Source organism: Streptomyces africanus (genome assembly GCF_002150735.1).
GTDB classification, from domain to species: domain Bacteria; phylum Actinomycetota; class Actinomycetes; order Streptomycetales; family Streptomycetaceae; genus Streptomyces; species Streptomyces africanus.
In genome coordinates this window covers 23,224-40,441 of record NZ_MUKA01000207.1, presented here as the reverse complement: position 1 = coordinate 40,441, position 17,218 = coordinate 23,224, and the positions used below count along the sequence as shown (strand labels likewise).

The 17,218-nt window shown below is 72.0% G+C and carries 15 protein-coding genes; 10 read left to right on the top strand and 5 right to left on the bottom strand.

Features of this window, described 5'->3' with window-relative positions; genetic code table 11:
- The coding region (locus CCL05_RS24180; RefSeq protein WP_158102488.1) for an NAD(P)-binding domain-containing protein at nt 1-611 on the bottom strand (611 nt) is incomplete at its 3' end.
- 360 nt (nt 612-971) lie between these two features.
- Between CCL05_RS24180 and CCL05_RS24175 the strand changes: the two genes are divergently transcribed.
- The gene (locus CCL05_RS24175; RefSeq protein WP_086562585.1) at nt 972-2,213 is read left to right on the top strand and encodes a transglycosylase family protein; all 1,242 of its coding nucleotides are present in this window, start codon (nt 972-974) and stop codon (nt 2,211-2,213) included.
- On the opposite strand, the gene CCL05_RS24170 is transcribed toward CCL05_RS24175, so the two are convergent.
- A complete protein-coding gene (locus CCL05_RS24170) occupies nt 2,203-3,384 on the bottom strand; it encodes a DMT family transporter (RefSeq protein WP_208641606.1) in 1,182 nt (393 codons plus the stop codon). The genes CCL05_RS24175 and CCL05_RS24170 overlap by 11 nt on opposite strands.
- A gap of 209 nt (nt 3,385-3,593) precedes the next feature.
- Between CCL05_RS24170 and CCL05_RS24165 the strand changes: the two genes are divergently transcribed.
- The 8 genes from CCL05_RS24165 to CCL05_RS24135 all read left to right on the top strand — a co-directional run bounded on the left by CCL05_RS24165 (nt 3,594) and on the right by CCL05_RS24135 (nt 13,724).
- Complete coding sequence (locus tag CCL05_RS24165) at nt 3,594-4,349, top strand: (2Fe-2S)-binding protein (protein ID WP_244204385.1); 756 nt, start codon at nt 3,594-3,596, stop codon at nt 4,347-4,349.
- A gap of 39 nt (nt 4,350-4,388) precedes the next feature.
- The gene (gene glgA / locus CCL05_RS24160; protein WP_086562582.1) at nt 4,389-5,540 is read left to right on the top strand and encodes a glycogen synthase; all 1,152 of its coding nucleotides are present in this window, start codon (nt 4,389-4,391) and stop codon (nt 5,538-5,540) included.
- 51 nt (nt 5,541-5,591) lie between these two features.
- Nucleotides 5,592-6,812 carry a glucose-1-phosphate adenylyltransferase gene (gene glgC, locus CCL05_RS24155; protein WP_086562581.1) on the top strand — a complete coding sequence of 407 codons (1,221 nt, stop codon included), beginning with the start codon at nt 5,592-5,594 and terminating at the stop codon, nt 6,810-6,812.
- A gap of 103 nt (nt 6,813-6,915) precedes the next feature.
- A complete protein-coding gene (locus CCL05_RS24150; protein ID WP_086562580.1) occupies nt 6,916-9,519 on the top strand; it encodes a PA14 domain-containing protein in 2,604 nt (867 codons plus the stop codon).
- A gap of 157 nt (nt 9,520-9,676) precedes the next feature.
- A complete protein-coding gene (locus CCL05_RS24145; RefSeq protein WP_086562579.1) occupies nt 9,677-11,020 on the top strand; it encodes a wax ester/triacylglycerol synthase family O-acyltransferase in 1,344 nt (447 codons plus the stop codon).
- Nucleotides 11,021-11,125: 105 nt separating this feature from the next.
- Nucleotides 11,126-12,628 (top strand): SDR family NAD(P)-dependent oxidoreductase, encoded by a 1,503-nt coding sequence (locus CCL05_RS24140; RefSeq protein WP_086562578.1) that lies wholly within the window; start codon nt 11,126-11,128, stop codon nt 12,626-12,628.
- Nucleotides 12,629-13,011: 383 nt separating this feature from the next.
- Nucleotides 13,012-13,185: a hypothetical protein gene (locus CCL05_RS44085; RefSeq protein ID WP_010037330.1), complete on the top strand. Its 174-nt coding sequence runs from the start codon at nt 13,012-13,014 to the stop codon at nt 13,183-13,185.
- Nucleotides 13,186-13,241: 56 nt separating this feature from the next.
- A complete protein-coding gene (locus CCL05_RS24135) occupies nt 13,242-13,724 on the top strand; it encodes a GNAT family N-acetyltransferase (protein WP_086562577.1) in 483 nt (160 codons plus the stop codon).
- Between the two features lie 12 nt (nt 13,725-13,736).
- On the opposite strand, the gene CCL05_RS24130 is transcribed toward CCL05_RS24135, so the two are convergent.
- Both CCL05_RS24130 and CCL05_RS24125 read right to left on the bottom strand, forming a co-directional pair.
- Complete coding sequence (locus CCL05_RS24130; RefSeq protein ID WP_086562576.1) at nt 13,737-14,156, bottom strand: VOC family protein; 420 nt, start codon at nt 14,154-14,156, stop codon at nt 13,737-13,739.
- A 207-nt stretch (nt 14,157-14,363) separates the two neighbouring features.
- On the bottom strand, nt 14,364-15,707 hold the full coding sequence (locus tag CCL05_RS24125) for an amidase (protein ID WP_086562575.1): 1,344 nt from the start codon (nt 15,705-15,707) through the stop codon (nt 14,364-14,366).
- Nucleotides 15,708-15,905: 198 nt separating this feature from the next.
- Here CCL05_RS24125 and CCL05_RS24120 point away from each other — a divergent pair, with 198 nt between their 5' ends.
- Entirely contained in the window at nt 15,906-16,379 is a 474-nt protein-coding gene (locus tag CCL05_RS24120; RefSeq protein WP_086562574.1) for a carboxymuconolactone decarboxylase family protein, read from the top strand.
- A gap of 40 nt (nt 16,380-16,419) precedes the next feature.
- On the opposite strand, the gene CCL05_RS24115 is transcribed toward CCL05_RS24120, so the two are convergent.
- Nucleotides 16,420-17,124 (bottom strand): FadR/GntR family transcriptional regulator, encoded by a 705-nt coding sequence (locus CCL05_RS24115; RefSeq protein ID WP_086562573.1) that lies wholly within the window; start codon nt 17,122-17,124, stop codon nt 16,420-16,422.
- Between the last annotated feature and the right edge of the window lie 94 nt (nt 17,125-17,218).

The window sequence follows — 17,218 nt, the reverse complement described above, 5'->3', positions numbered from 1 at the left end:
TGGTACGCCTCGCCGATGAGCTGCATGTCCGCGTACTCGATGCCGTTGTGCACCATCTTCACGAAGTGGCCGGCACCGTCAGGACCGACGTGCGAGACGCACGGTGAACCGTCGGCCGCCTTCGCCGAGATCTTCTCCAGCATCGGGCCCAGCGAGTCGTACGACTCCTTCGGACCGCCCGGCATGATGCTCGGGCCGTTGAGCGCGCCCTCCTCACCGCCGGACACGCCCATGCCGACGAAGTGGATGCCCTGCTCGCGCAGGTCGCGCTCCCGGCGCCGGGTGTCCGCGAAGTGCGCGTTGCCGCCGTCGATGATCATGTCGCCGGGCTCCAGCAGCGGGGCGAACTCCTGGATCACCGCGTCCGTCGGATCACCGGCCTTCACCATCACGACCAGCCGCCGCGGCCGCTCCAGTGCCGCCACGAAGTCCTTCGCGGACTCGCACGCGACGAAATCCCCTTCCCCGCCGAACTCCTCGACCAGGGCGCGCGTGCGCGAAGGCGTCCGGTTGTGCACCGCCACCGTGTAGCCGTTGCGGGCGAAGTTGCGGGCGAGGTTGCGGCCCATGACCGCGAGACCCGTGACGCCGATCTGCGCTGTACTGCTCATTCGGTTCGCTCCTAAAGACCTCGGTATCGGTGCTGCTGCCGGTGTCCACCAGCGTGTCCACCAGCATGCCCCGTCGACCATCCTGACGTGCCGCTACTCCGTCCGCACGCGCGGGTCGCACGACGTCGCGCAGGCAGATACGCACACGAGCCCCCGTCGCACTCACCCGATGTACGCGTCCCCGCGCGCGCCGCACCCGCGCACGGGGTGACGTACACGGTGCGCCGCCGTGGCGCACGACGCGCAACAGGGGCCTCATCCCGGCCATTTGGGCAACCGGGCGGCCGATAGCCGCCTTGTCCTGGCCGGTTCGCAGCGCTTACTTTTGCCCCTCCTGACGCATGTCTAGGGGGGCTCTCGATGGCCGTACGCGGCCGGCATCGCCGGTATCAGCCGAACAGGATCAACCGCGCCTCACTCACCGTCACGGCGGGCGGCGCGGGCATGGCGCTCCCGTTCATGGGCGCCGGCACCGCCCAGGCGGCGGACGTGGACACCTGGAACAAGGTCGCCGCCTGCGAGTCGAGCAGCGACTGGAACGTCAACACCGGCAACGGGTTCTACGGCGGCCTCCAGTTCACCCAGTCCACCTGGGAGGCGTACGGCGGCCGGGCCTACGCGGCGCGCGCGGACCTGGCCTCGAAGCACCAGCAGATCGCCGTCGCCGAGAAGGTGCTCGACGGGCAGGGGCCGGGCGCCTGGCCGGTGTGCTCCGACCGGGCCGGACTGACCCGGGGCGGTGCCGAGCCCGACATCCGGCCGGCCGCCGAGAGCACGCGCACGAGCGAGAAGGCGGACCGGAAGACCAGGGCCAAGACGTCCATCGAGGACGTGCGGCCGCAGTCCACGCCGCAGTCCCGGGCGGGCAGCGCCGAGCTGTACACGGTGGTGCGGGGCGACACGCTCTCCGGCATCGCGGAGGAACGGGACGTGCGGGGCGGCTGGCGGGGTCTGTACGCCGCCAACCGCTCGGCCATAGGGGGCGATCCCGACCTGATCGTGCCCGGCCAGCGGCTCGCGCTGCGCGGGGAGGGCGCCACGAAGACGCGTCCCGCGCCCGAGCGGGCCCCGGCCCCGTCGGCCAAGCCGTCGACGAAGAAGCCGGCGAAGAAGCCGTCATCGAAATCCCCGGACCGTGCCAAGGAACGGTCCAAGGACGAGAGCAAGGAGCGCGCCGCACGGTCCACGTCCACCCGGCAGGGCTTCGTCGCCCCCGTCAGCGCCTCCCTGGGGACGCCCTACCGCAAGGCGGGCCCGTCCTGGTCGAAGGGCTACCACACCGGCGTCGACTTCCCCGTGCCCACGGGCACGTCCGTCAAGTCCGTCGCCTCGGGCAGCGTCGTCAGCGCGGGGTGGGGCGGTTCGTTCGGCTACCAGGTCGTCATCCGGCACGGCGACGGCCGCTACAGCCAGTACGCCCACCTGTCGGCGATCTCCGTGCGGGACGGGCAGACGGTGAGCGCGGGCCAGCGCATCGGCCGCTCCGGCTCCACCGGGAACAGCTCGGGCCCGCATCTGCACTTCGAGGTGCGGACGGGGCCCGGGTTCGGCTCGGACGTCGACCCCATCGCCTATCTGAGGGCCGGCGGCGTCAGGATCTGATACGCGTGCGGTGCCGGTCCACGGTGGGCATCGGCACGTACGGGATGCCGTAGCAGGCGGCGTAGGAGAGCGGGCGCTCCCCGCTCTCGTACGCGTCGTCCGGTCCGGCCTCGGCTTCACCGGCAACGGCACCGGCAACCGCAGGCACGGACACCGGCACGTCCCCTGACGCCCCCCGGCCGGCCTCGGCACCCGTCGCCCCGGTCAGCGCCCCCACAGCGACGGGCGGCGCACCCACGGTCCCGGGCAGCGAGGCGCCCACGGACTCGGGAAGCAACGCGTCCACGGTCTCGGGCAGCGACGCGTCCACCGTCTCGGGAAGCGACGCGCGCCCCGGCTCGGCGTGGGTGAGCCGCTCCGTCGTCAGCAGGATCAGGCCGCCCGCCGCCACCACGCCGCAGCTCAGGGCGAGCGCCGTGCCCGTCGTGCCGTAGCGGAAGGTTTCGCCGAACATCGTGATGCCCACGGCGGCCGCCACCACCGGGTTCACGACCGTCAGCGTGGCCAGCGGGGCCGCGAGGCCGGCACCTCGGTAGGAGGCCTGCGACAGCAGCATGCCGGCCGTGGCCAGGACACCGATCACCGCGAGGGACGGCACGTCCGCCGCCGACACACCGCCGGTCCAGTCGACCGCGACGGTCTTGGTGAACACCGAGGCCATTCCGAACGCGATACCCGAGGCCGTCGCCAGCAGCATGCTGCGGACCGCCGGGTGCCGGTGCGCGGCCCGGCCGGCGATCATCAGGGACACGACCACACCCGCGGTGACCAGGGCCACGGCCACCCGCTCCGCCGCGTCGAGCGACCGCGCGTCGGACGCGGCGACCAGGGACAGCAGACCCGCGAGCCCCACCGTCGCCATGATCGCGCCCCGCCACGCCGTGGCACCCGCCTTGCGGCCGACGAACAGCGCCGCCATCGGCAGGGCCACCACGATGGTCAGCGCGCCGAGCGGCTGCACCAGACTGAGCGGACCGTACGCCAGCGCCACCACATGCAGCAGACCACCGAGGCCGTTCAGCGCGACCGCCGCCCACCAGCCCGGCCGCCGCAGCGGCGCGTACTGCTCGTCCGGCGAGGACTCCGCCACCCGCTCCTGCACGATCGCCCCGCCCGCGTAGGCGAACGCGGACACGAGGGACAGCAGGACGGACAACGCGAGGGCGCTCATCGGCTGCTCCTCTGCGTCAGGCGGGGGCGCTCGGCCCGGCGCGGCGAAAGGTCGGCTTTCATGACCAACACCCTGCCGTGTCCAGGTCTTCCCGTCGTCGTCCCTGAGCACTCATTGGGTCCTACTGCCGATGGAGTACGAGGGGACCCCCATCATCCCCAGGGTGGGCGACCTTGGTCGGGGGCACCGGGTCGCATCCCTCAGGTGCCTTGGTACTACTGCTCTTCGTGGACCTCGACCCCGGCCTTGCCGCGCTCCGCCCGCTCGGCGGCTACTTCGTGCTGCGCACGGGAGAAGCGGCGGCGGGGCCTCCCCCCACTCTCGCACAGGCCTACGCCGCCGCGTCACCGGATGTATACGGAAATCCCCTGATTTTCCGTGTCGGCAAAGTCGCCCATGCACTGCGCGCCCCGGAGTTACGCGTCGCGGCCTCCGTGGCCCACCTCGGACTCGCGGCCCGCCTCTGGTCCGTGGCACTGGGCTGCGCCGCGCTCTACGGCCGTCTCCCCGACCTCGACCCCCGGCTGCTGCACTGGGACGCCGACGCCGGGGCCCCCGACGACCTGTGGCTCCCGGACGTACGGCCGCTCCCCGGGGACGCGCCGGCCCTCGCCGACGTCGTCCTGCACGGTCACCTCGAACCCCTCTCGGCCGCCCTGCGCGCCCACTACCGCCTCGCACCGGGCCTGCTGCGGGGCAATGCCGCCTCCGCGCTGGCGGGCGCCGCCCGGGAACTCGACCGCTGGGCCCGGCGGCACGGCCGTACGGACACCGCCGCCCGGGCCCGTTCCCTGACCGCCGAACTCCTCGCGCACCCCCTGCTGACCGGCTCCGGAACCCTCACCGGCACGGCCTTCCGGCGCCGCAGCTGCTGTCTGTACTACCGCGTGCCCGGCGGGGGCCTGTGTGGTGACTGTTGCTTCACACGGCCGCCTCGCTCTTCCCCACACGCCCCATCTGGGTGACCATGAAAGGGAACGGCCGCTGAGAGCAGGGAGTTGCGGGTGCGCGTCGGACTGCTGACCCGGGAGTACCCGCCGGATGTGTACGGCGGCGCAGGTGTCCATGTGGAGTTCCTCGCCCGGGAGCTCCGGCCACTGGTCGACCTCGACGTGCACTGCTGGGGCGAGGGGCGCGCCGACGGCGTGCTGCGCCATCGCCCCTGGTCCACGCTCGACGGGGCCAACGACGCGCTGCGCACCTTCTCCGTCGACCTGGCCATGGCCGCAGCCCTCGAAGGCCGCGAGCTGGTCCACACCCACACCTGGTACGCCAACCTCGGCGGCCACCTCGCCAAGATGCTCCACGGCATCCCGCACGTGATGACCGCCCACTCCCTGGAGCCTCTGCGCCCCTGGAAGGCCGAGCAGCTCGGCGGCGGCTACGAGCTGTCGAGCTGGACCGAGCGCACCGCGATCGAGGCCGCCGACGCGGTGATCGCCGTGTCCGCCGCCATGCGCGAGGACATCCTCGGCTGCTATCCGGCCCTGGACCCGGAGAAGGTCCACGTCGTGCACAACGGCATCGACACGAGCCTGTACCGGCCCGACCACGGCACGGACGCCCTGGACCGCGTCGGCCTCGACCGCTCCCGTCCGTACGTGCTGTTCGTCGGCCGCATCACCCGCCAGAAGGGCGTGCCCCACCTGCTGCGCGCGGTGCGCGACATCGACCCGGCCGCGCAGGTCGTGCTGTGCGCGGGAGCACCGGACACGCCGGAGATCGACCAGGAGTTCCGCGAGCTGTTCGGGGAGCTGAGCCGGGTCCGCGACGGCGTCTTCTGGATTCCGAAGATGCTGCCGCGCCCGGAGGTGATCCAGCTCCTCACGCACGCCGCGCTGTTCGTCTGCCCCTCGGTGTACGAGCCGCTCGGCATCGTGAACCTGGAGGCGATGGCCTGCGGCACGCCCGTGGTGGCCTCGGCGGTGGGCGGCATCCCCGAGGTGGTGGACGACGGCAGGACGGGCCTGCTCGTCCCGGCCGGCGACGGCTTCGAGGCGGGACTCGCCCGGGCCATGGACTCCGTCCTGGGCGACCCGCAGGCCGCCCGGCGGATGGGTGAGGCCGGGCGGGAACGCGCGGTCGGCGAGTTCGGCTGGGACGCGGTGGCCCGCCGCACGGTCCGACTCTACGAGGAGATCCTGAAACAGGCTTAGTCCGAGCTGCTCAGGGGCAGGCATCGGGAAATCTGCGTGAGGGGAGCGGCCATGCGTCGTGGTGGTCCTTCGGTCCTGGGAATCGTACTGGCGGGCGGAGAGGGCAAGCGTCTGATGCCCCTGACCGCGGACCGGGCGAAACCCGCGGTGACCTTCGGCGGTACCTACCGCCTGGTCGACTTCGTCCTGTCCAACCTGGTGAACGCCGACGTGCTGCGCATCTGCGTGCTGACGCAGTACAAGTCGCACTCGCTGGACCGGCACATCACCACCACCTGGCGGATGTCCAGTCTGCTGGGCAACTACGTCACCCCCGTGCCCGCCCAGCAGCGCCTGGGCCCGCGCTGGTACCTGGGCAGCGCCGACGCGATCCTGCAGTCGCTGAACCTGATCTACGACGAGCGCCCCGAGTACGTCGCCGTCTTCGGCGCCGACCACGTCTACCGCATGGACCCCCGCCAGATGCTCACCCAGCACATCGACAGCGGGGCGGGCGTCACGGTGGCCGGGATCCGGGTGCCGCGCACCGAGTCCTCGGCGTTCGGCGTGATCACCCCGGGCTCGGACGGCCAGACGGTGGAGCGCTTCCTGGAGAAGCCGACGGACCCGCCCGGCCTGGCCGACGACCCCGAGATGGTCTTCGCCTCCATGGGCAACTACATCTTCACCACGAAGGCCCTCATCGAGGCGCTCCAGCGGGACGCGGAGGACGAGCACTCCGTGCACGACATGGGCGGCTCGATCCTGCCCCAGCTCACCGACCGGGGCGAGGCCGCGCTGTACGACTTCAGCGCCAACCACGTGCCCGGCGAGACCACCCGCGACCAGGGCTACTGGCGGGACGTCGGCACGCTGGACGCCTACTACGAGGCCCACATGGACCTGATCGCCGAGCGCCCGGCCTTCAACCTGTTCAACCGCAGCTGGCCCATCTACACGCACTCGTACCAGCTCTCTCCGGCCCGCTTCAACGCCGGGGGCATCGCCAGCGAGTCCATCATCAGCGCCGGCTGCCTCATCCGCGGGCAGGTGACGCGGTCCGTGCTGTCGCCGGGGGTGGTGGTCGACCCGGGGGCCGTCGTGCAGGGGTCGGTGCTGCACGACAACGTGCACATCGGCCGGGGCGCGGTGGTGCGCGGTGCCGTGCTGGACAAGAACGTCGAGGTGCCGCCGGGCGCGACGATCGGCGTCAACCCGGAGCGTGACGCGGAGCTGTACACGGTGTCCAAGGGCGGCGTCATCGCCCTCGGGAAGGGGCAGCTGGTCACCTGACGAGGAGCGCCCGGGGGACTTTGTCCTGGCTCTGGACGAAGAACGGAATCCGTGATGTTGTCATGCCAACTCCTGTCCATGACAACGTTGTTATGGAGGTTCCGTGCGTACCGGACGTCTCAGAGCCCGACTCGCGTTACTGCTCGCCGCGCTCCTCGCCCTCGCCGGCCTGACCGCGGCACCCGCCCTCGCGGACGACCCGGCCGAGATCCACGGCCTCAAGGGCGAGTACTACACGCACTCCGCCCCCGGCGCCTTCGACTTCCACACCCTCAAGGCGACGACCTTCGACCAGGACCTCGACTTCGACAACCTGGAGCCGCGCCTGACCTTCACCACCGGACAGTCCGACGACGTCAGCGTCCGCTGGACGGGGAAGATCGTCCCGGAGAAGACCGGGCCGCACACCTTCTCGATCACCGCCGACAACGGCTTCCGCCTGTGGGTCGACGGACAGCTCGCCATCGACCACTGGGTCGACGACTGGGACCGTGAGCAGACCGCCCGCCCCGTCGACCTGACCGCCGGCAAGGCCTACGACATCAAGGTCGAGTACTTCGAACACTACGGCGGCTCCAACCTCCACCTCCGCTGGACGCAGCCCGGCGGCGGCAAGGAGCCCGTCCCGCAGTCGGCGTTCCGCCTCCCCGACGGCTTCGCCTACGACGGCGCCCTCGCGGCCGCGGTCCAGCCCACCGGCCGCACCCTCAAGCTCGACTTCGCCCAGCCCCTCGCCGTACCCCCGGCGGGCTTCACCGACCACCTCAAGGCGGTGATCGGCGGCGCCGCATGGCCCCTGGGCGCGGCACGGCCGGACCCGTCCGACCCCACCTCCCTCCTGGTGACCCTCGACGAACCGGTCGTCGGCAACAGGACCGGCACGGCCCGCGGCACCGCCGACGTCCGCTACGACGGACAGGGCGGCCTCACCGACGCCGACGGCAACGTTGTCAAGGAGTTCTGGACCAGCGGCCCGAACCGCTCGACGTACCAGCTGCGCACCCGCTGGGCCGACGAGGTGGGAGCCGGCAACGCCCTCCCGGAGTACCCGCGCCCGCAGCTGACCCGGGACACCTGGCAGAACCTCAACGGCCGCTGGCAGTTCGCCGCCGCCGAGCCGGGCGAGCAGCCGCCCGTCGGCAGGGCCCTGAAGGAGCGCATCCTCGTCCCGTACCCGGTGGAGTCCCAGCTCTCCGGCATCAAGCGGCACGAGGACCTCATGTGGTACCGCCGCACCTTCACGGTCCCGCCCGACTGGCACATCGGCTCGGCCAAGCGGCTCAGGCTCAACTTCGGCGCCGTCGACTGGCGGGCCGAGGTGTACGTCAACGGCACCGAGGTCGCCGCGCACGAGGGCGGCTACGACAAGTTCAGCGCCGACATCACCGACGCGCTCAAGCCCGGCCGCACGCAGGAGCTCATCGTCGGCGTCTACGACCCCACCGACGCGGCCGCCGGCGAGAACCCGCCGCTCGGCAAGCAGCGCCTGGACCCCAGCGGCATCTGGTACACCCCGTCCTCCGGCATCTGGCAGACGGTCTGGATGGAGCCGGTGGCCCGCGACCACGTGGACTCCCTCCAGCTCGTCCCCGATGTGGCCGGCGAGAAGCTGACCGTGCAGGCCCGGGGCGTCCGGGACGGCGTACCGATCACGGCGACGGCGTACGACGGCCGGCGCAAGGTGGCAACGGCCAGCGGCCGCACCGGCAGCCCGCTGACCCTGACCGTCCACGACCCCCACCTGTGGTCACCCGACGACCCCTTCCTCTACGGCCTGAAGGTGAAGGTCGGCGCCGACCGGGTCGGCAGCTACTTCGGGATGCGCTCCATCGCCGTCGAGAAGGTGAACGGCGTCCCGCGCACGGTCCTCAACGGCGAGCCCGTCTTCATGATGGCCACGCTCGACCAGGGCTTCTGGCCGGACGGCCTGCACACCGCGCCCACCGACGAGGCCCTCGCCTCCGACCTGAAGGCGCACAAGCGGCTCGGCTTCAACTCCGTCCGCAAGCACATCAAGGTCGAGCCGGACCGCTGGTTCTACTGGGCCGACCGGCTCGGGCTGCTGGTGTGGCAGGACATGCCCGCGATGACGGCCGGGGTGAACCCGAGCGCCGCCTCCCGCGCCCGCTACGAGCGCGAGCTGAAGGAGATGATCGACGAGCACGTCAGCAGCCCGTCGGTCGTCATGTGGGTGACCTTCAACGAGGGCTGGGGCCAGTACGACGTGGGCCGGATAGCCGAGCAGGCCAAGGCGTGGGACCCCACCCGGCTCGTCAACGGCCAGTCCGGGCTGAACCTCGGCGCCGACGGCGGCACCGGCGACATCATGGACGAGCACGGCTATCCGAGCCCGGCCCTGCCGCCCCGCCCCGACGGCGAGCGCGCCCTGGTCAGCGGCGAGTACGGCGGCCTGGGCCTCGCGGTGCCCGGCCACGCCTGGTCGGTGCAGCAGTCGTACGTCGACGTCGACCCCGCCACCTACACGGACGACTACCTGGCGAAACTGGACGAGGTCCGGGCGCTGGCGTGCCGGGGCGGCAACGGGGCCGTCTACACCCAGATCACCGACGTCGAGGGCGAACTGAACGGCTTCCTGACGTACGACCGGGCCGTGCTGAAACCGGACACGGCCCGGCTGAAGGCAGCCCACCAGGCGCTGATCCGTGACGCCTCTCGGGTGACTCCCACGGGGTGCCCGGCGCCGTAACCTGTGCTGAACTGACCACACATGCACCATAAGTCCCGTCCCTCTCGCCAGGGCGGGACTTAATGTGCTGTTAACTGTACGTAGCCTGATCGTACTTGACCGTAATCGGCTGGGGGCGATTGACTGCTGGCCCACCCGTTCGACGCGAGGCAAGCCCTTGACTGCTGACCTGCTCGCTCCTCTCGACCTGGCGTTCTGGAACATCGAGTCCGCGGACCACCCGATGCACCTCGGCGCGCTCGGGATCTTCGCGGCCCACTCGCCCGCCGCCGGCGCCCACGCGGCCGACCTGCTCGCGGCCCGCGCCGCCGGCGTGCCCGGACTGCGGATGCGGATCCGCGACGTGTGGCAGCCGCTGCCCGCCGCGCTGCGCCGGCCCCTCGCCTTCGGCGGCGCGGCCCGCGAACCCGACCCGGACTTCGACGCCCTGAACCATGTGCGGCTGCACGCCCCGACCGCCGACTTCCACACGGTCGCGGGCCGGCTCATGGGACGTCCGCTGGAGCGGGGCCGGCCGCCGTGGGAGGCCCATGTGCTGCCCGGCGAGGACGGGGACTCCTTCGCGGTGCTGTTCAAGTTCCACCACGCCCTGGCCGACGGGCTGCGGGCGCTGACCCTCGCCGCGGGCGTCATGGACCCGATCGACATGCCCGCGCCCCGGCCCCGCCCCGCCGAGCCCCCGCGCGGTCTGCTGCCCGATGTGCGCGAGCTGCCCGGGAGGGTGCGCGGCGCCCTGTCCGACGTGAGCCGGGCCCTGGACATCGGCGCCTCCGTCGCCCGCTCCTCCCTAGACGTGCGCTCCACGCCCGCCCTCACCTGCGAGCCGAGCGGCACCCGCCGCACCGCCGGAGTGCTGCTCGACCTCGACGACGTGCACCGCGTCCGCAAGACCGTCGGCGGCACCGTCAACGACGTGCTGATCGCGGTGGTCGCGGGCGCGCTGCGCCGCTGGCTCGACGAGCGCGGCGACGGCAGCGAGGACGTCGCGCCCCGCGCCCTGATCCCCGTCTCCAAACGCCGCCCGCGCACCGCGTACCCACAGGGCAACCGGCTCTCCGGCTACCTGATACGGCTTCCGGTGGACGACCCGGACCCGCTGGCCCGCCTCGCCTCGGTCCGCACCGCCATGGACCGCAACAAGGACGCCGGCCCCAACCGGGGCGCGGGCGCCGTCGCCCTGCTCGCCGACCACGTCCCGGCCCTGGCCCACCGGCTGGGCGGACCCCTGGTCGGCCAGGCGGCCCGGCTCTGGTTCGACATCCTGGTCACCAGCGTGCCCCTGCCCAGCCTCGGCCTGAAGCTCGGCGGCAACCCGCTCACCGCCGTCTTCCCGTTCGCCCCGCTGGCCCCCGGCCACTCCGTGGCGGTGGCGGTCTCGACGTACCGGGGCAGCGTCCACTACGGGCTCGTCGCCGACGGTCATGCCGTGCCGGACCTCGACCGGCTCGCGGTGGCCGTCTCGGAGGAGGTGCGCACGCTGATCACGGCCTGCCGGTCCTGAATCGGGCGGGTTTGGCGGTGTGGCCCGCCGCTCGCGTAAAATCCGCCCTTCGAAAGCGGGCGCGACCGGCGCGCCGCCACAGCAGAGCAGGGAACGACAGCGGCGATGACGGTGACAGAGGACGGTCCGCAGGCCATGGACGAGGCGAGCGGGCTCTCGTACGGACCCGGCATCGACCCGGAGCGGCTGGCCGTCTGCCTCAGTGTGCTCGAGGAGCTCGACAAGCTGGAGATCGACCACCCGGACGCCGTGGCCGTGCGCCGGGCCACCGCGGGTGTCTACCGCCAGGTCAAGCAGCGCCGCCGCCAGGAGCGCCGGGCCGCCAAGACCGCCCACGACAAGGCGGTCACGGAGGCCACGGCGACCGGCTCCGCCCAGCGCATCGACGACGAGACCGAGGGCCTGCTGCCCTCCTCGCGCACCGAGGAGGGCAGGATCGCGGGGATACTCCAGCGCCCGCGCTCCTGCTACACCTGCAAGACCCGGTACGTGGAAGTCGACTACTTCTACCACCAGCTCTGTCCCGACTGCGCCGCCGTGAACCGAGCCAAGCGCGACGTCCGTGCCGACCTCTCCGGCAAGCGCGCCCTGCTCACCGGCGGCCGCGCCAAGATCGGCATGTACATCGCGCTCAGGCTGCTGCGCGACGGCGCGCACACCACGATCACCACGCGCTTCCCCAAGGACGCCATCCGCCGCTTCAAGGCGATGGACGACTCCGCGGACTGGATCCACCGCCTGGAGGTCGTCGGCATCGACCTGCGTGACCCCGCCCAGGCCGTGGCCCTCGCGGAGCAGGTTGCCGAGGCGGGTCCGCTCGACATCCTCGTCAACAACGCGACCCAGACCGTACGCCGCCTGCCGTCCGCCTACGCCGCCCTGGTCGAGGGCGAGAGCGCCCCGCTGCCCGCCGGTGAGCTCCCCGCCCACCACGTCATCGGCGCGTTCAACTCCGGCGCGGTCGACGGCCTGGCCGCCCTGCCCCTGGGCACCAGCGGCCTCGACGCCCAGCAGGTCGCCGACCTCGCCCTGGTCGCGGGCAACGCCAGCGTCGAGCGGCACCTCGACGGCACGGCGATCGACGCGGGCGGGCTGGTGCCCGACGTCGTCGACTCCAACACCTGGGTACAGACGATCGAGCAGATCTCCCCGGTGGAGCTGCTGGAGACCCAGCTGTGCAACTACACGGCGCCGTTCATCCTGATCAGCCGGCTCCGCCCGGTCATGGCCGAGGCCGCGAAGAAGGCGGCGAGCGGACGCGCGTACGTCGTGAACGTCTCGGCGATGGAGGGCGTGTTCGGCCGCGGCTACAAGGGTGCGGGGCATCCGAACACGAACGCCGCGAAGGCCGCGATGAACATGGTGACGCGGACCAGTGCGCAGGAGATGTTCCAGACCGACGGGATCCTGATGACCTCGGTCGACACGGGGTGGATCACGGACGAGCGGCCGCACTACGACAAGCTGCGGCTCGCGGAGGCCGGGTTCCACGCGCCCCTGGACCTCGTCGACGGCGCGGCCCGGGTCTACGACCCGATCGTGCGGGGTGAGGCCGGGGAGGATCTGTACGGGGTGTTCCTGAAGGATTACGCACCGGGCAAGTGGTAGGGCTTCCCGGCTTCCCGGCTGACGTCTGGAAACCGCCGGTGCGGGTTTACCCCGTTCGGGTGATCGGCAAAACGTCTTTCGATGGGGCAAAACGGTGCGTAAACCTGAGCTGAACACGGGATGACGCGCGATCGTTACCGCTTGTTTTCAGCCCCATCGAGCGGGGGGCCGCTCATTTGGTTAACCTGGGGCCGACGGACAGCAGGACGGGACCCACACCCACGGTCCGTCATGGGACTAGCCGGTACACCACGGCCTGCGCTCCCGCGAGTTACCGGCGCCACCGCGTCCGAACTGCATTTGGCATCAGACCCGCGCGGGCGTCAGGCGCAGAGCAGGATGGCGCACCGTCCCGAGGGTGACCGACACATAAGGAGTGCGCGGTGACACCGGAGAAGACGAATCGCGAGCAACGCCCCAAGGAACGCACCGAGCGCAAGGGCCGCCGGTCCGACGAGCTCGGCAGCCTCGACGTGTGGGCCCGGTCGGCCCCCATCCGACTCGCGGGCTACGAGGAGGACCTCGCCGAGCCCCACATCCTGCCCAGCGTCGACTGACCGGGCGCGAGCCCTCCGCGTTCGCCGATCAGCATGGGCGTGCCAGACTCACGCCCATGCTGATCAGGGAAGCAGCGGCTGACGACTGGCCGCGCATCTGGCCGTTCTGGCACCGCATCGTCGCCGCGGGCGAGACCTACGCATGGGACCCGGGCACCTCCGAGGACGAGGCCCGGGTCCTGTGGATGAATCCGGCGAAACGCGTCTACGTCGTCGAGGACGACAGCGGCAGCGTCGTCGCCTCCGCGTACCTCACCCCCAACTACGGCGGGCCCGCCGCCCGTATCGCCAACGCCGGCTTCATGGTCGACCCGGACCAGGGCGGCCGGGGCTACGGCCGTGCCCTCGCCGAACACCTCCTGACCGAGGCCGGGGCCGCCGGCTACCGGGGCATGGTGTTCAACGCCGTCGTCGAGACCAACCCGGCCGTGAAGTTGTGGACCTCCCTCGGCTTCACGATCCTCGGTACGGTGCCCGACGCGTTCGAACATCCCCGGCACGGCCTCGTGGGGCTGCACATCATGTACCGGGCGCTGTGATCCGGGCGGCCGTCAGGGACGGACGTACGGCCGCGTCATGATCTCCATGTTGTGTCCGTCCGGGTCGGCGAAGTAGGCGCCCCGGCCACCGAAGAGGTCGTTGACCCGCCCGGGCTCGGTGTGCCTCGGGTCGGCGTAGTAGGTGACCCCCAGCGCCTCCAGCCGGGCGATCATGGTGTCGAACCGCTCCTCGGGCACGAGGAACGCGTAGTGCTGTGCCTGGATCGGCTCGTCGGTCTTCTCGTAGTAGTCGAGGGTCACGCCGTTGCCCAGGTCGACGGGGAGGAACGGCCCGAAGGGGGCGCTCACCTCCAGGCCCAGGACCGCCGCCAGGAACTCCGCCGACAGGCGGCGGTCCGAGGCGTAGACGACGGTGTGATCGAGGCGGGCGACGGCGGCCGGCGGTTCGGGTGCGTGCGGTGCGTGGGACATGGGTGTGAAACCTCCGGTCTCGGGATCCTTGGTGAAGCGCCGCGGTGGCGCCAGGGGATGAGGAAACGCGGAGACGCCAGGCGGGGCTCGTGCCCTCTCCGGCTCTCGGCGGGGCCCGCGCGGGGTCGCCCCCGCCGCGCTCACTCCGAGGCCGGGCGCCTCACTCGTACATGGCCTACGGCCGACCCGGCAGTCACCCGGCCGACTCTAGTTCATCGGCGCCGTACGCCGCCACGGATTACGTTCCTGCAACTGCTCGGCCAGTTCCAGGAGTTGGTACTCCGTACCGGGGCGGCCCACCAACTGCACGGCACAGGGGGCGCCGGAGGGGAGGCTTCCGCAGGGGACCGACATCGCGGGCCAGCCGGTCAGGTTCCACGGGGGCGTCAGGGGCGAGTAGTTCGTGTTCGCCAGGACGTTGCTCAGCCAGCCCCGTTCGTGCCAGGGCCCGGCCTTCGGGGAGCGGCGGGCGAGCGCGGGCGTGAGCAGCACGTTGTACTCGGCGAAGAACGGCTCCAGCCGCCGGCGCAACTGCTCCCGGGCCGCCCCCGAGCGCGCCCTGTCCAGGAAAGGCCGGCCGAGTCTCGCGTGGACCCGGGTGCGCCGGGTCAGCAGGTGTGCGTCGAGGTGCCGGGCGTCCGCGGCGGTGCCCGCCGTCCAGTGGACCAGTGAGGTCACGGCGAGGGACATCGGGTAGGGCGGGTCGGCGCGCCGGACCTGGTGGCCCGCCTTCATCAGCACCCCGGCCGCCTCCCGCGCGGCCGCCGTGTACGGTCGGCTGACGGTGACGCCGGCCAGCGGACTGCGCAGCGACACGGCGACCCTGAGCGGACCGGGCTCGGAGCGCAGGGCGGGCTCGTCGCCCGCGAGTACCGAGAGCATCAGGCGGGTGTCCTCGACGGTCGTGGCGAGCGGTCCGTGCTCCGCCATGCCGAACCAGCCGCCGTCCCCGGCGCCCGTCGGGACCACTCCGCGCCCCGGCTTGATGGTGACGAGGCCGCAGTTGGCGGCCGGTATGCGCAGGGACCCCATGCCGTCGTTGCCGAGGGCGATCGGCACCATCCCGGCGGCGACCGCGGCGGCACTGCCGCCCGACGAGCCGCCCGCCGAGCGCGTCGGGTCCCAGGGGTTGCGGGCGGTGCCCAGCACACCGTCCGTCGTGCCGAAGACGCACAGCTCGGGCACGTTCGTCAGCCCCACGACCACCGCGCCCGCCGCCCGCAGCCGGGCGACCGTCACATGGTCCTCGGCGGCCGGGGTGTCCGGTGTCGCGGCCGAGCCGACGCGGGTGGACTCGCCGCGCACGGCGAGATTGTCCTTGACGGCCACCGGCACCCCGGCCAGGGGCAGAGAGGCGAAGTCGCCGCGTGCGGCCACCTCGTCGGCCTCGGCCAGCGCCGCCTCGGCGCGCACGGTGCGGAAGGCCCCGACACGGCCGTCGAGCCGCTCGATCCTGGCGAGGTGCTCGGCGGCCACCTCGCGCGGGGTGACCTGCTTCTCGCGTACGGCGGCGGCTATCTCGGCGGCGGTGCGGCCGGCCCAGGTGGTCACGGAGGCTCCTCGGCGTGGAGGGACGGGACTTACTGACGAGTACGTAGGGAGAACTGTGCACGGGCCGGGGGCGCACGTCGAGGCCGGGAGCGGGGCGTCGGGTCGGCGGGAGACGCACGTCACATTCCTCGATGTCACATCGGGCCGGGCCGCCGGCTCATAAGGGCGTAAGCATCGACAACGACAGAGGAGTTCACCATGAGCGCGCGTCTGGACGTCTTCGCCATCCCGAGCGCCGGCAAGGTCATGAAGCAGTTCATGTCCCTGGGGCACCTGGTCGTTCAGTCACCGCTGCCGGCCGCCACCCGGGAGCTGGTCTCGCTCCGGGTGAGCCAGATCAACGGCTGCGCGGTCTGCATCGACATGCACACCAAGGAGGCCGCGGCGGCGGGTGAGACTTCCGTACGCATCAACCTGGTCGCCGCCTGGCGCGAGGCCACGGTCTACACCGAGGCCGAGCGGGCCGCTCTGGAACTGGCCGAGCAGGCGACCCGGATCGCGGACGGCGCCGGCGGGGTGCCGGACGAGGTGTGGGAGCGGGCCGCCAAGCACTACGACGAGGAGCAGCTCGTCGCGCTGGTGACCCTGATCGCCTTCATGAACACGGCGAACCGGCTGAACGTCGTCCTCCAGCAGCCGGCGGGCGACTACCAGCCCGGTCAGTTCAAGTAGCGGCGGCACATCGGGCCCTGGGGACTGTGCGGACACGCCCCTAGGGCCCGAGCTGTGTCCGCAGCCACTCCTCCACCTCGCCCACGTGCGCGGCCGCCGCCGTGCGGGCCGCCTCCGGGTCGCGGGCCGCCAGGGCGCGGTGGATCGCGGCGTGTTCGCGGCGGGTGCGGGCGAAGGCGCCCTCCTCCTGGTAGCCGCGCCAGACACGGGCGCGGAACGTCCGCGACGACAGGCCCTCCAGGATCGCGGCCATGGTCTCGTTGCCCGCGGCCACCGCGATCTCGCGGTGGAAGGCCAGATCGTGGGCGAGGATCTCCTCCGGATCGTCCGTGGCGTTCATCGCCGCCAGGTGCCTCTCGACCTCGGCCAGCTGGTCCGCGGTGATCCGGGCCGCGGCCAGAGCCGTCGCCGTCGACTCCAGGATCCGCCGGATCTCCAGCAGCTCCACCAGACGCGGACCGCGCGACAGGTCCGCCACGACCCCGAAGGTCTCCAGCAGGTCGCCGGCCTCCAGCTGCGTGACGTAGATGCCCGACCCGTGCCGGGCCTCCAGCACGCCCAGCACCGTCAGCGCGCGGATCGCCTCCCGCATCGAGCTGCGGGACATGCCGAGCTGGGCCGCCAGATCACGTTCGGTCGGCAGTCGCTGGCCCGGCTCCAGCCGGCCCTCGCCGATCATCGCCTTGATCCGCTCGATGGCGCGCTGCGTCACGGTGCCCTTCTGCGGGGCTGTCTCGTCGTCCACGCCATTCCTCCGATCACCGGCTGCGGCGCAGTCTAATCCGCGATGTGGTCGGACCACTATGCGCCAGAAGCGCGAAAAAGTGGCGTCGCAGGGT

Excerpts from the sequence above, each read along its gene's own strand:
- CCL05_RS24120 (WP_086562574.1), top strand. The coding sequence starts at position 15,906 with ATGAGCGCGCGTCTGGACGTCTTCGCCATCCCGAGCGCCGGCAAGGTC.
- CCL05_RS24170 (WP_208641606.1), bottom strand. The coding sequence starts at position 3,384 with ATGAGCGCCCTCGCGTTGTCCGTCCTGCTGTCCCTCGTGTCCGCGTTC.
- CCL05_RS24175 (WP_086562585.1), top strand. The coding sequence starts at position 972 with ATGGCCGTACGCGGCCGGCATCGCCGGTATCAGCCGAACAGGATCAAC.
- CCL05_RS24140 (WP_086562578.1), top strand. The coding sequence starts at position 11,126 with ATGACGGTGACAGAGGACGGTCCGCAGGCCATGGACGAGGCGAGCGGG.
- CCL05_RS24135 (WP_086562577.1), top strand. The coding sequence starts at position 13,242 with ATGCTGATCAGGGAAGCAGCGGCTGACGACTGGCCGCGCATCTGGCCG.
- glgC (WP_086562581.1), top strand. The coding sequence starts at position 5,592 with ATGCGTCGTGGTGGTCCTTCGGTCCTGGGAATCGTACTGGCGGGCGGA.
- CCL05_RS24130 (WP_086562576.1), bottom strand. The coding sequence starts at position 14,156 with ATGTCCCACGCACCGCACGCACCCGAACCGCCGGCCGCCGTCGCCCGC.